This window comes from Rothia sp. SD9660Na, assembly GCF_030064065.1.
Taxonomy (GTDB): Bacteria; Actinomycetota; Actinomycetes; order Actinomycetales; family Micrococcaceae; genus Rothia.
The window spans coordinates 1796711-1808860 of sequence record NZ_CP125946.1 but is presented as its reverse complement, the minus strand read 5'-3'; the positions used below and the strand labels follow the sequence as shown (position 1 = coordinate 1808860).

Annotated in this window: 14 protein-coding genes and 2 tRNA genes; 13 read left to right on the top strand and 3 right to left on the bottom strand. The window is 55.9% G+C overall.

Translation table 11 applies throughout. From position 1 onward, the window contains the following. The first annotated feature begins 18 nt into the window (after positions 1 to 18). The 12 genes from QM007_RS08525 to QM007_RS08470 all read left to right on the top strand — a co-directional run bounded on the left by QM007_RS08525 (position 19) and on the right by QM007_RS08470 (position 9992). Positions 19 to 1059: a YeeE/YedE family protein gene (locus tag QM007_RS08525; RefSeq protein WP_283489562.1), complete on the top strand. Its 1041-nt coding sequence runs from the start codon at positions 19 to 21 to the stop codon at positions 1057 to 1059. 9 nt (positions 1060 to 1068) lie between these two features. After that, complete coding sequence (locus tag QM007_RS08520) at positions 1069 to 1296, top strand: sulfurtransferase TusA family protein (RefSeq protein ID WP_283489561.1); 228 nt, start codon at positions 1069 to 1071, stop codon at positions 1294 to 1296. Between the two features lie 185 nt (positions 1297 to 1481). Continuing rightward, a complete protein-coding gene (locus QM007_RS08515) occupies positions 1482 to 1724 on the top strand; it encodes a DUF6176 family protein (protein ID WP_283489560.1) in 243 nt (80 codons plus the stop codon). Positions 1725 to 1916: 192 nt separating this feature from the next. Further along, a complete protein-coding gene (locus tag QM007_RS08510) occupies positions 1917 to 2120 on the top strand; it encodes a GNAT family N-acetyltransferase (RefSeq protein WP_283489559.1) in 204 nt (67 codons plus the stop codon). Positions 2121 to 2168: 48 nt separating this feature from the next. Further along, positions 2169 to 3506, top strand: coding sequence for a deoxyguanosinetriphosphate triphosphohydrolase (locus QM007_RS08505; RefSeq protein ID WP_283489558.1), 1338 nt, complete (start codon positions 2169 to 2171; stop codon positions 3504 to 3506). 43 nt (positions 3507 to 3549) lie between these two features. After that, positions 3550 to 5454 carry a DNA primase gene (dnaG, locus tag QM007_RS08500; protein ID WP_283489557.1) on the top strand — a complete coding sequence of 635 codons (1905 nt, stop codon included), beginning with the start codon at positions 3550 to 3552 and terminating at the stop codon, positions 5452 to 5454. 96 nt (positions 5455 to 5550) lie between these two features. Then, positions 5551 to 5623: transfer RNA gene (locus QM007_RS08495), tRNA-Asn, on the top strand. A 181-nt stretch (positions 5624 to 5804) separates the two neighbouring features. Continuing rightward, entirely contained in the window at positions 5805 to 6674 is an 870-nt protein-coding gene (locus QM007_RS08490; protein WP_283489556.1) for a phage holin family protein, read from the top strand. Positions 6675 to 6880: 206 nt separating this feature from the next. Continuing rightward, on the top strand, positions 6881 to 8089 hold the full coding sequence (locus tag QM007_RS08485) for a glycosyltransferase (protein WP_283489555.1): 1209 nt from the start codon (positions 6881 to 6883) through the stop codon (positions 8087 to 8089). 116 nt (positions 8090 to 8205) lie between these two features. After that, positions 8206 to 8532, top strand: coding sequence for a hypothetical protein (locus QM007_RS08480; RefSeq protein ID WP_283489554.1), 327 nt, complete (start codon positions 8206 to 8208; stop codon positions 8530 to 8532). Positions 8533 to 8713: 181 nt separating this feature from the next. Then, positions 8714 to 9826: an LGFP repeat-containing protein gene (locus QM007_RS08475; RefSeq protein WP_283489553.1), complete on the top strand. Its 1113-nt coding sequence runs from the start codon at positions 8714 to 8716 to the stop codon at positions 9824 to 9826. A gap of 92 nt (positions 9827 to 9918) precedes the next feature. Beyond that, positions 9919 to 9992, top strand: a tRNA-Ile gene (locus QM007_RS08470). Here QM007_RS08470 and QM007_RS11180 read toward each other — a convergent pair. Beyond that, positions 9952 to 10347: a helix-turn-helix domain-containing protein gene (locus QM007_RS11180; RefSeq protein WP_502949104.1), complete on the bottom strand. Its 396-nt coding sequence runs from the start codon at positions 10345 to 10347 to the stop codon at positions 9952 to 9954. The genes QM007_RS08470 and QM007_RS11180 overlap by 41 nt on opposite strands. 113 nt (positions 10348 to 10460) lie before the next feature. On the opposite strand from QM007_RS11180, the gene QM007_RS08465 reads away from it, so the two are divergent. Next, on the top strand, positions 10461 to 10691 hold the full coding sequence (locus QM007_RS08465; protein ID WP_283489552.1) for a helix-turn-helix domain-containing protein: 231 nt from the start codon (positions 10461 to 10463) through the stop codon (positions 10689 to 10691). 664 nt (positions 10692 to 11355) lie between these two features. On the opposite strand, the gene QM007_RS11175 is transcribed toward QM007_RS08465, so the two are convergent. Together QM007_RS11175 and QM007_RS08460 are read right to left on the bottom strand one after the other, a co-directional pair. Then, positions 11356 to 11562, bottom strand: a complete 207-nt coding sequence (locus tag QM007_RS11175; protein WP_502949054.1) for an integrase core domain-containing protein — start codon at positions 11560 to 11562, stop codon at positions 11356 to 11358. After that, entirely contained in the window at positions 11559 to 12113 is a 555-nt protein-coding gene (locus tag QM007_RS08460) for an IS3 family transposase (RefSeq protein ID WP_283489551.1), read from the bottom strand. Before QM007_RS08460 ends, QM007_RS11175 begins: the two co-directional genes overlap by 4 nt. Positions 12114 to 12150: the final 37 nt, after the last annotated feature.

Below are 12150 nucleotides of genomic sequence, written 5' to 3'. Positions count from 1 at the left end.
ATACCTAGCATGGTGTACATGCTTATTTCAGGTCTCTTTGTTGGTGCCGTGTTGGGCTTCGTACTTCAACGTGGCCGCTTCTGCGTCGCCGGTGCTTTTCGTGATGTTTGGGTTGCTAAAAATACCTGGTGGCTTGGAGCCCTTTTCGTAGCTATTAGCGTCCAAGCTATAGGACTAGCTCTTTTTAACAGTACGGGCTACCTGCCTACCGAAACCGTCGCCAGCGCCTTCGCTCCATTTGCTACTGTAGTGGGCGGGTTTATTTTCGGGGTCGGTATGCTCCTTGCTGGAGGGTGTGCCACAGGAACCTACTATCGTGCAGGTGAGGGCTTAGTGGGTTCTTGGTTTGCCCTCATCTTCTACGCTCTCTTTGCCGCTATTTTCAAGTTCGGGCCCCTGGGGCAAAGTACAAAAACTGTACAGTCCTGGGGCGTTACCGAGAACGCGACAATTTATCAGAGTCTGGGTATCTCTCCCTGGGTACTCGTAGGTATTTTGGCTCTCATCACGGGCATCTGGGTCTACCGTAATCTCACCCGGCCTAAACTGCCCGTCGCTACTCTGCCTGCCGAAAAGACCGGTTTAGCTCACATCCTTTTTGAAAAAGCCTGGAACCCTTACATCACAGGCGCTATCATCGGCCTCATCGCTCTTATTGCCTGGCCCTTGAGCTGGGCAACCGGACGTCAATGGGGTCTAGGTATTACTGGCCCCAGCGCTAACCTCACTGCTTTTCTGACAACGGGTGACACCGGCTATGTTGACTGGGGCCTTTTCCTAGTGCTGGGGATTCTCCTGGGCTCCTTCATCGCAGCCAAGGCTAGTGGAGAGTTTAAAATTCGTGTACCGAGCGCTGACATCATCGTGAAGTCGATCCTCGGTGGCGCATTGATGGGGTGGGGTGCTGCATGGGCCGGAGGTTGCACCATCGGTAACGGCCTGGTCGAAACATCTATGTTCTCATGGCAGGGTTGGGTAGCCTTCGTCGCTATGCTGCTGGGTGCTGGCCTTGCTGCAAGAATCTTTATCGTCAATCGTTTTCAACTTGTTAAATCCTAAGGAGTCACTATGGCACAGCGAATCCTCGAAACAGATGGTCTGATTTGCCCTTTCCCCGTCCAAGAAGCCAAAGCAGCCATGACTGAGCTTAGCTCCGGCGACGAACTGGTTATTAACTTTGACTGTACCCAGGGCACTGAAGCAATTCCGAGGTGGGCAGCTGAGAACGGTTACGGAACGAAAAACTTTGTTAAACGTGGCCCTGCTGAGTGGAGTATCACGGTCATCAAGGCATAACTGAGCTGATCTAGTTCTAGGCAGGCGTAAATCTGTGGTTAGGAAGCTCTTATCAAACGGTTCATGAAATCTCCTCGTAGGTAACTGAAAGCTTCATAGGCGTGTTCTTTGCGCACGCATATGAAGCTTTCGCTTACCTACAGCCGTGGGGCAGAGGCGCTTAGTCTACCTAAGAGCCTGAGCACATGTACATTGAGACAATTTTTGCTGAAACAATTGATGGCGTCGATTACCTGTACTGGTATTCAGTGCGTGGGGAGGCCGGCTTGGAACAGAAGGTCACTGAGTCTGAGCACTGGTTGGACGAGAAACACGTTGAGTACTGGCGCGAATGTATTGACCCTACGTACCCACCCCAAGATCTGTTGCCGCGCGTGCACATGCTGCCTGACCGCGTCCTTGCTTCCATGAAACCTCTGCCCCAATAAACACAGTGCTGACTAGAATCGCGTAGTGTCCACGCTCGACGTGGGTCCTGCGCGATTTTTATAGACACTGAGTTCGCGGTGCGGGACAGGACGGAGTGAGGGCGGACGCGGCGCCCACCTTCCCCTTACGTGTGAGGCAGGCGGACGCGGGGCACACGCCCCAGCCTGGGCATACCCTCTAGACTTAAAGGCATGACCACCCACGCCCTGAGCCCTGAAACCCCGGCCGATACCGCAGAAATTCGCGACCTGCTCCTGGCTGCCTTTGAGACCAGCCACGAGGCCGACCTGGTCGATGCCCTGCAACTCATCAACCTCACCCCCGACTACCCGCCTGTCTCAGGCGAGGTCACCTGGCCCGCCGAATACGGTCTTGACCAGGGGGATGACCTTTAAACTAGAACAACAGGCCTAGATTGAACCGGTAGAGAAAAGACGAGATACATGAGCAGCACCTTCACCCCCGAACAGGCCCCCACCCCCGGCTATAGCGCAGCGGACGCCGAACGCTGGGTTCCTGAACACCATAAGTTTGTCTATCGCTCACCCTTTGAACGCGATCGGGCCCGCGTGCTGCACTCGTCCGCCCTGCGCCGTCTCGGAGCTAAAACCCAGGTAGTTGACCCCGACACCGACGATTTTGTGCGCACCCGCCTGACGCATTCCCTTGAAGTTGCCCAGATTGGCCGCGAGCTGGGGCGCATGTTGGGCTGCGACCCCGATGTTGTCGATACGGCCTGTCTCTCCCACGACCTTGGACACCCGCCCTTTGGGCACAACGGTGAAACCGCCCTCGACCGGCTAGCGGCGGACGCCGGTGGTTTTGAGGGTAACGCCCAAACCCTGCGCCTGCTCACCCGCCTTGAACCCAAGGTAATTAGGCACGACGGCGGTTCTGCCGGGCTAAACCTGACCCGAGCGTCCTTGGACGCAACCTGCAAGTACCCCTGGACCCGCTCCCAGGCCCCCGTCCGCACCGACGGCAAACCCAACCGCAAATTTGGTGTCTATGCCGACGACCTACCGGTCTTCGAATGGCTCCGTGCCGGGGCCGCTGAAGCCGGGGCTACTCCCACCCAAAAATGCTTAGAGGCCCAGGTTATGGACCTCGCCGACGACATCTCCTACTCGGTGCACGATGTGGAGGACGCCGTCTTCGGTGGGCACGTGCAGCTTGATGACCTGAAAAAGGCGGACGCCCGCCAGCAGGTTTTCGACAAAACCCGGCTCTGGTACCTGCCCGGGGTTGAGGACGCCATCCTCGACAAAGCACTAACCCGCTTAGAGAACCTCAACCGCTGGGTGCCGAATATGACGGGGACCCGCTCGTCCATGGCGGCTTTCAAGGCCCTTACTTCTAAACTCATTGGGCGTTTTGCTGCCAGCGCCATGCTGGCAACCCGCGACGTCTACGGGGACGAACCGCTCACCCGCTACCAGGCCCAGCTGGTGGTGCCCGAAGAAACCGAGCACGAAATCGCCGTGCTCAAGGGCATCGCTACCGCTTTTGTCATGGCTCCTCGCGACGCAGCAGCCGCCCAGGCAACCGACGGGAACCAACAGGAAATCCTCGAATTTCTAGTCCACGCCCTCTTCGATAACCCCGGCTACCTTGACCCGGTTTTTGCCGCCGACCTGCAAGAACTTGGCCGTAACGATGACGCCGCCCGCCTGCGCTTGGTCATTGACCAGGTCGCCTGCCTGACCGACCGCTCCGCGGTCGCCCTCTTCAAACGAATCACAGGAACCCACTGGGCGGTTGGCGACAAACCGCTGTGGTAAGCCAAAATCCGCCGGCTTGACGGCCCAGACTAAAATTGAACCCGTGGCAGGCTTAATCAAACGAGAAGACATTGACGAGGTGCGCTCACGCACCGACATCCGCGAAATCATCGAAGGGTATGTAACCCTCAAATCCGCCGGTATCGGCTCTTTCAAGGGCCTCTGCCCCTTCCACGATGAACGCACCCCGAGCTTCCACGTGCGCCCCCAGATGGGCACCTACCACTGCTTCGGCTGCGGCGAATCGGGCGATGTGATCAGTTTCCTCATGGAAATGGACCACACCTCCTTCACCGAAACCGTCGAAAAACTCGCCGCCCGCATCGGTTACGAACTGCACTATGAGCAGGGTAGCGGCATGAGCCGCGAAGAGGTAGGACGCCGCCAGCGCCTGCTCGATGCCCACAAGATTGCAGCGGAGTTCTTCCAAAAAAATCTCTACACCCCCGCCGCCGTGGAAGCTCAGAAGTTCTTAGGTGCCCGTGGCTTTGACCCGACTGCCACCCAAAAATTTGGGGTTGGCTTTGCCCCGCGTGGCTGGGATAACCTGCTCAAGTACCTCATGAACAAGGGATTCACCACCGAGGAGCTACGCGAGACCGGCATGTTCTCAGAAGGCCAGCGCGGCCTCTACGACCGCTTCCGTGGCCGCATTATCTGGCCCATTCGCAACATCACCGGCGAAACCATCGGCTTCGGCGCCCGCCGCCTCTTCGACGACGACCAGGGCCCCAAGTACCTCAACACCCCCGAGACCGCCCTCTATAAAAAATCGCAGGTGCTCTACGGGCTAGATTTGGCCAAACGCCCTATCGCCAAGAAGAAGCAGATTGTGGTCGTCGAGGGATACACCGACGTCATGGCAGCCCAACTCGCCGGCATCGACACCGCCGTGGCCACCTGCGGCACCGCCTTTGGCACCGACCACATCAAAATAGTGCGCCGCCTCATCTCCGACGACGGCACCGGCGGCGAAGTCATCTTCACCTTCGACGGCGACGCCGCCGGCCAAAAAGCCGCCCTGGCTGCCTTCTCAGAAGACCAGCGCTTCGTCGCCCAAACCTTCGTGGCCGTCGCAAAAGATGGCATGGACCCCTGCGACCTGCGCCTAGCACGCGGGGACGCCGCCGTGCGCTCCCTCATTGCCTCCCGGCGTCCGCTCTTCGAATTCGCTATCGACGCCACCCTTGCCAACTACGACCTCGGCACCCTTGAGGGGCGCGTGCGCGGCATGCGCGCCATCGCGCCCATCATCGCCGGAATCAAGGACGCCGCCCTGCGCCCAGCCTACGTACGGCAGGTTTCAGGGCAGTTAGGGTTAGACGCCGCCGAAGTGCAGCGAGCCGTCAGCGCAGCGGCAGCTAATCCGCAGGCCTCCGCTAGCCAACGAGCCGAAGCAGCAGAAGCAGAACGCGCCGCCCGAATCGCAGCAGAAGAAGCCCCCACCCCTGTAGAAGACCCCTACGAGCTACCCGACCTACGCGACCCCGCAGCCCGCACCGAGCGTGAAGCACTCGAAATCGTGCTGCAATACCCCCAGTACCTCTCCCTCGAACAGTGGCAGGAGCTAGCCACCGTGCACTACCGCTACCGGGCCCACAGTGGCATCGCCCAGGGCATCATTGGGGCAGCCTCCACCATCGCCCCTGAGCCCGGAGCCACCTGGGTCAACACCGTTCGCGCCCACGCCCCCGAACCCGTCCACGCGCTCATCGCAGAACTCACCGTCGCCCCCATCCCTGCCCGCACCGACGACCAACTGGTGCGCTACTCACAAGACATACTCAACCGCCTCTTCGAACAAGAAATCACCCGACAAAAATCAGACCTACTCATGCAGCTCCAACGCCTCTCGCCCCAGAACGACGCCCAAGCCTACCGGGAGATTCAACAGCAACTCCTCACCCTCGAACTCCGCCGCCGCAGCAAAATGCAAGGCCAAGACTAAGATGTGATGTAGTTAACTCAATATCGATTTGCGTAGGGTAAAAAGCCCGTGTAGAGTTATTACTCGTTGCAGCGATGGAAACACCGCAAACAACATTCCCCCGTAGCTCAATTGGCAGAGCATTCGACTGTTAATCGAAGGGTTACTGGTTCGAGTCCAGTCGGGGGAGCGGCAATAAAGGCCCAGCTTCGGCTGGGCTTTTTTGTTCCCCAGAATTATTGCCTGAGCTTCTCCCGATAAACGCGCCACATTCCAGGGCGCAGTCGCCACAAGCCCCTAAAAGCCGGTAAACTTACTATTTGGTACACGTAATACGCAAGCACGCTTATCGACACAGAGAGAGGTGGCACATGACCACTCCTAACGACCTGAACGGCTCACGCCGAGCCCAGGGTCTGCGCGCTGGCTTCAACAACATCAAAGCTAGCGTTACGAACGTGGCTGACGCAGGCAAGGTGCTCACCAACCTAGCCCCTAAGCAGCTCAAAGACGAAATCCAGATCGCCAAGATTGAGGTCAAAGAAAAGGGTATCGCCCTGGGTAAGGGCGCTGCGGTTGCCGCAGTAGCCCTGGTCTTCGCCCTCTTTATGGCTATCGCTCTGGTTATCTTGGCCTACGTTGGTCTGGCCTCCATCATGCCTAACTGGGCGGCAGCTCTGGTTCTGTTCGTCCTCTTTCTGCTCCTTGCCGGCATCGCCGGTTTTGTCGGTTTCAAGATGATCAAGGCCCAGCTGCCCTTAAAGCCTGAATCAGCTATCTTTGGTCTGCTCTACGACCTGGGCGTGCTGAAGGAAGGCTCCGCCATGACCTCCAAGCGCCTCAAGCGCGAGCAGGCTGAGAAGGCAGAAGCCAAGAAGGCCGAGCAGAAGGCAGAGGAGAAGAAGGCCGGCGGCGAGCAGCAGGCACACGCTACCCCCGCCCCCAGCAAGGAACAGCTCCTGCAACGCACCAAGCAGCGCCGCGAGCACCTCAAGACCCTGCGCGACGATATCGAGACCTACTCCCGCGACGTACAGGCTGGTGCCCAGGGCCTGGTGCAGAACGCCAAGACCTCCGCAAAGAGCGCTCCTGCTACCGCCGTTGACGGTGGTAAGAAGCTGGCCGCAAACGCCTCGAACCCCGAGACCCTGCAGGCTCACTGGAAGTCCTTCGCAACCCTGGCAGCTTCCCTGGGAGCCTTCTTCGTCTTCCTCGGCAAGCTCATTAGCCGCCGCAAGTAAGACCCGCCTTGCCTCGGAAGAGGCGGCACAGGCGTCCTTGCGCTCACGCCCGCCCCGGCATCTCTTGCCGGGGCGGGCTTTTTACTGTCCAGAGAAAGAACGGACGCCCGGGGCAGGTGAGCTCCGCTGTGCGGCTGATGCGCGGGCCCCAAAAACCCGGTAAGGTCAGTGGGGTACCGAACGAAGAGATCTCGAAAGGGCCCTGCATGGCTGATAAGCCTTTGACCGTCCTCATTGGCGCCGATACTTACCCGCCCGATATCAATGGGGCCGCTCAGTTCTCATCCCGTCTCGCCCATGCTCTAGCCGAGCGCGGCCACACCGTACATGTGATGGCACCCAAGCAGGAAAAAGGCGTCACCAGTCGTCACACGGTAGATGGCATCATTGAGTACCGCATGCGCTCGCACAAGGTAATTACCCACCCCTACATGCGCCTGAACTTCCCCTGGGAAATTTACGCCGAGGCAGACCGCCTGGTGCAAGAGATCCAGCCCGATGTGATTCATATTCAGTGCCATTACATCATTGGTCGGGTACTGGCCCGTGTCGGCGCTAAACGCGGGGTACGAGTTATTGCGACCAACCATGTAATGCCCGAAAATATTACCCCCTTCTTACCGTTCGGTAAGGCTGGTAATGAACTGGTGGTTAAGGCTTCGTGGTTTGATATGCGCTGGGTTCTCAACCGGGCTGCCGTGGTGACTACTCCCACCCAAATTGGTGCCGATGCTATGGAAAGCGCCGGTAAGTTCCGCCGCCCGGTGATGCCGGTGTCTAACGGTATTCAAAGCTCCGATTATGAACTTGCCCCGGGCGAAGTAGTCGAGAAAGCTGCCGATGAATTGAGAATTTTCTTTGCCGGGCGCCTGGCCGTTGAGAAGAATATCGATGTGCTCATTGAGGGCTTTTCGCTTCTTCCTGCTGAGCTAAAGCAGAAGACTGTGCTTGAGATTGCTGGAACCGGCGAGATTCTTTCTGATTTGCAGGCCAAGGCCGCAGAATGCGGTGTGGCTGACCGAGTGCGTTTCTTGGGGTACGTGTCAGATGAAGAACTTCGCGCGGGCTACCTGCGCGCCGACGTGTTCTGCCAACCCGGTACGGCTGAGCTTCAGTCGCTCGTGACCCTAGAGGCTATGAGTGCCTCAAAGCCGGTGGTGTTAGCTAACGCCCTGGCCCTGCCGCACCTGGTTGATTCGGGGAAGAACGGTTACCTTTTTACACCGGGCGATACCGTTGAGCTGGCTGCTCGGCTAGCTGATATCTTGAGCTTGCCCGAGGACGAGCGGAAGGCTATGGGGGAGTGCTCCCACCAAATGGTAGCCCGCCATGCCGCCGAAAAGACCTGGGAGACTTTTGAATCGCTGTACGTGTCGGACGACCTATATCAAGAGTTTCTTGATGGTAGGTGCTAGGTTTATCGAAGAAGCCTAGAAACACCATCTACACACTACTAGAGGTAACCAATTTGTTCTCTCTCTCTCTCTCTCTCTCTCTCTCTCGTCTTAAGAAAGTAACGACCACCGTTGTAATGACTGGTTTGGCTGTAAGCGCTTTAAGCCTTGCACCGGTATCAGAAGCCCAGGCTGTGACTACGAATCGGAATTTTGCTACCTTTTCTGCTTATGGTGCAAGTTCTCAGTACCATGTCTACGCCAATAATATTGACTGGTCCCGACCTGTAGGTGTGGTGTTCTATCTCGATGGTGACTACTGGACGCCTGACCAATCCAAAGTTTATTTCCCTAACAATGCAGATTTAACTGCGATGGCTCGGGTAGCTAATCAGCGGAACATGGTCTTTGTTCCTGTTATCTCACCCGATAAGGATGCCTCTGGCGACGGCATTACCTGGTGACTGGTTCCGTGCTTTCGCCCAGAATTTTATTCAGTCAGCCGGTATCGACCGTTCCAACGTCTGGACTATCGGTTATTCGGGCGGTGCAGAAATCACCGGTTTTGAACTATTAGCGGACCGACAAGATTCATGGCGTAGCGGTGGCTGATCCATCATGGTTGGTGGTGGCAATAGCAACGGCATGCAAACTTGGCCTTCATCCGCTGCAAAGAACTTTTCGCTTCGCTGGTATGTAGGTGAGTTGGATGGCAAAGGCGTTACCTGGCCATCAACCTGGTCAGCTTTAGGCGCTGCTCAGGACGGGTATCGCGTGTATAAATCAGCTGGCTTCAATAATGCACAGCTCACAATTTTGCCAGGTACTACCCACTACAACTATAACTTCGCATCCATTCTTGATAACGCTCTTCCCCAGCGTTCTGTGAGTTCTCCATACGCTCTCGTAGGTGCTATTGGTAGTTACTATTGGGCCAATGGTGCTAGCGGTAAGTTCGGCGAGCCAACGACCAACGAATTTAGTCTGCGCGACGGTGGAGTAGGTCAGGCTTTCGCAAAAAACTACACCATTTACTGGGCCCCTCGGACCGGGGCATCCCCTGTTTACTTCTCAGGTGGTATTGGTGCAAGGTACCGAGCCGGTGGCTACGAGAACGGGTACGGGTATCCGGTTTTTGCTGAGACTGCTATCACCGGTGGTGCGATGCAGAAGTTTGCGCTTGCTGATGGTCGTCGCTTCGCTTTCTACTGGACTCCCGAGCACGGCCGCACCCACATCGTCTGGGAAGCTGGTGGTATCGGTGGCCGTTTTACTCGTGAGGGTGGCACTGGCACCTACGGTTTCCCCAGCGAGGACGAGACTGCCTACGCTTACGGGGCACGTCAGACCTTCCGCCTCAATGGGAAAGAAACTCGCTTCTACTGGTCACCTACTACCGGGACACGGGCGATGAATGGAAAGGGCGCTATCTTTAGCCGCTGGGTAGATTTAGGGCATGCAGCCGCTCTGGGCTTCCCACTCACTGATGAAGAGGCTATTCCTGGCGGTGCTCAGCAGGTGTTCAGGGCGCAGAACGGCTGGGAGACCAGGCTGATTTGGTCACCGGCAACAGGTACGCACAAGGTTGCTGCTAACGGAGCGCTTTACTGGTACTGGGTCAACAACGGCTATACATCATCGCTGGGTTTCCCCACAACAGATGAGACTGCTCAGGCAGATGGTAGTGTAACCCTGAAGTTCTCTAGCGGCGCCGAGCTGAAGTGGACCCAGAGCGGAGGCGTAGAACGGGTTCGCTAGGGCTCGTACGAACCGTGACTGCTGTTTTGGTCTCTGCCTGACTTTTCGGTATTCTTAGAGGCAGTATCAAGCTCTCTAGAGCCTGGTGCTGTGGGGCCTTAGCTCAGCTGGTTAGAGCAGGGGACTCATAATCCCTTGGTCGCGGGTTCAAGCCCCGCAGGCCCTACCCCAGCTAACACTGGTTCAGCGTTAGCAACCATTTGATAAGTCGTCCCGTTCGGAATGAATCCGATCGGGGCGACTTTTTTCTTGCCCTTTTCATCTTCAAAGTAAGAAGGTGAAGGCACTCGTGAATTAATCAGGGCTGAGCCTAGAAGTTCGTCAAGTGATAGCCCCAGAGTTCCAGCAACTATTAGCAGGTCGTCGACAGAGAAGTTGCTACGGCCGTTGAGTTTGTCTGAAAGAGCGGCAGGGCTAATGCCCATCGCGAAAGCTAGCTTTCGCTGGTTCATGTCCTGTCGGCCGATGGCTGCCTTGACTTCGCGGGAGATCAGTTGATTGCTGGTGATTATGTTGGTCATATCCCCAACTATACTCAGATAATCCCATGATTCCAACAGGATGTGCGGAAAAAATATGAAAAATCCGAATCTTAGTGCTTGCATGATACGAAAAAACCGAATATATTTAAGTCATGACTTATTCTGAACAGATTGCTGCCAATGTCAGCGCCGAAGTAGCTCGCGCAGGCCTTACACAAAAAGCGGTCGCCAGTCTACTCGGTCTTTCAACCGCATCAACCAGCGACCGCTTCAACAACCGCACACGCTTTGACCCAGATGAGCTTATGCTACTTGCTAATCACCTGGGCATTGACGTTGAAATTTTCTATAAAGTTCAAGCGCGCCAAGCGCAACCAGCATAGTCAGGAACCGACCGGCTCACTAGCGAATCTCTACGGGTTCGACTGGCGAAAACCATCATCCTCATAAAGCTGGCTTAGTTGCTCCGCGCTAAGGGGGCGTATGGTGACGCCACCATCTGAAAAATTTGAATCCCCGTAATGGTAACCCTCAGTGGGTGCGAGAGAAGACTCCAATGGCTCTTCGCAGTCAGAGGCCGATTTCTCTTCCTTGTGGTCGGAGGCTCGTATGGGGAATTTGGATCCTACGAGGTTGCCTAACCAGGCACCAAGAATACCCAGCCATGAAAACAGTTTCTGACAAAGCAGAACAGTAAGAAACAGTAGCCACTCAAAGAGGAAACACAGACAAGCTAACCAGAAAATAATGGACATTCCCCTTCTCCAGCGCCAATAGGCACTGAAGTGTTCAGGGGGAAAGGAGTCCAGAATTTTGGAAACGCACAAAGTCTTTCTCTGATGATGGGGGCCATATGCAATAGATGCATCTACCAAGATGCTCGTTCCCGCTGGTGGCCACTGATGATGAAACCAGGCGTCCTGTTTCCGTTTACCTCCCAGAACTGTGACAAAACATTTTTGGCCTGTTCTAGCAGCTTGGTAAGCCTGTCGAATCTGAATGATTTTCAGCTTGTGTGCTGATATGTACTGGCTTTAGTTCCGACAATTATAAGACCACCAAAGCACCATCAACCACCTCCTGCGGAGTCCTAAACCCAAGACCCTGATGCAACCGACCAGCATTCCACCAAGCAACCCAAGACGCAGTCTCAACCTCCAACTGACCAACTGAAACAAAAAGGCGATTCCTCACCAGCTCAGCCTTATAAGCACCATTCACACTCTCAGCCAAAGCATTATCATACGAAATCACCAGTAGAACCGACTGATAACTGCACTCCTAGTTCTTTCAAACCAGCAGTGTAATCCTGCGCAATATACTGCGAACCACGCATCCGTTTGATGCACAATCTGCCTTAGATCAGAGCCACCCTTCTTCGCTTCAAAAAGCGCCTGCTTCAACGCCGTCAAAGGCATCCCCAGAGTATGCATGGTCGAAGAAACACCCCAACCCACAACCTTCCGGGAAAACACATCAGTAATGAAGGCCATATAGCAGAAACCTGAATAGGTTCTGACATAGGTAAAATCTGCAACCCAAAGGCGGTTAGGCGCATCAGCGGTAAAGTTACGCTGAACCAAATCAGGACGGTCATCAATCACTGTGGCCGCTCTGGTGGTCATAGGCTTACGACCCCGATGAGCACCAGCAACACCGGCTATTTTCATGAGTCGGTAGGTCTGATCCCGACCAATATCCCAGCCGGCACGCCTCATGGCGTGCCACATCTTGCGCACACCATACACGCCATAATTCTCTTCATGGATTTTCACCAGTTCAGGAATCAGAAGTTGGTCCTTCAAAGTACGTGCTGCAGGAACACGAGCCGGGACTGTCAGG

Bases quoted from the DNA above. Each gene is read 5' to 3' on its own strand.
- QM007_RS08525 (WP_283489562.1), top strand. From the start codon at position 19: ATGCTTATTTCAGGTCTCTTTGTTGGTGCCGTGTTGGGCTTCGTACTT.
- QM007_RS08520 (WP_283489561.1), top strand. From the start codon at position 1,069: ATGGCACAGCGAATCCTCGAAACAGATGGTCTGATTTGCCCTTTCCCC.
- QM007_RS08515 (WP_283489560.1), top strand. From the start codon at position 1,482: ATGTACATTGAGACAATTTTTGCTGAAACAATTGATGGCGTCGATTAC.
- QM007_RS08510 (WP_283489559.1), top strand. From the start codon at position 1,917: ATGACCACCCACGCCCTGAGCCCTGAAACCCCGGCCGATACCGCAGAA.
- QM007_RS08505 (WP_283489558.1), top strand. From the start codon at position 2,169: ATGAGCAGCACCTTCACCCCCGAACAGGCCCCCACCCCCGGCTATAGC.
- QM007_RS08490 (WP_283489556.1), top strand. From the start codon at position 5,805: ATGACCACTCCTAACGACCTGAACGGCTCACGCCGAGCCCAGGGTCTG.
- QM007_RS08485 (WP_283489555.1), top strand. From the start codon at position 6,881: ATGGCTGATAAGCCTTTGACCGTCCTCATTGGCGCCGATACTTACCCG.
- QM007_RS08480 (WP_283489554.1), top strand. From the start codon at position 8,206: ATGACTGGTTTGGCTGTAAGCGCTTTAAGCCTTGCACCGGTATCAGAA.
- QM007_RS08475 (WP_283489553.1), top strand. From the start codon at position 8,714: ATGCAAACTTGGCCTTCATCCGCTGCAAAGAACTTTTCGCTTCGCTGG.
- QM007_RS11180 (WP_502949104.1), bottom strand. From the start codon at position 10,347: ATGACCAACATAATCACCAGCAATCAACTGATCTCCCGCGAAGTCAAG.
- QM007_RS08465 (WP_283489552.1), top strand. From the start codon at position 10,461: ATGACTTATTCTGAACAGATTGCTGCCAATGTCAGCGCCGAAGTAGCT.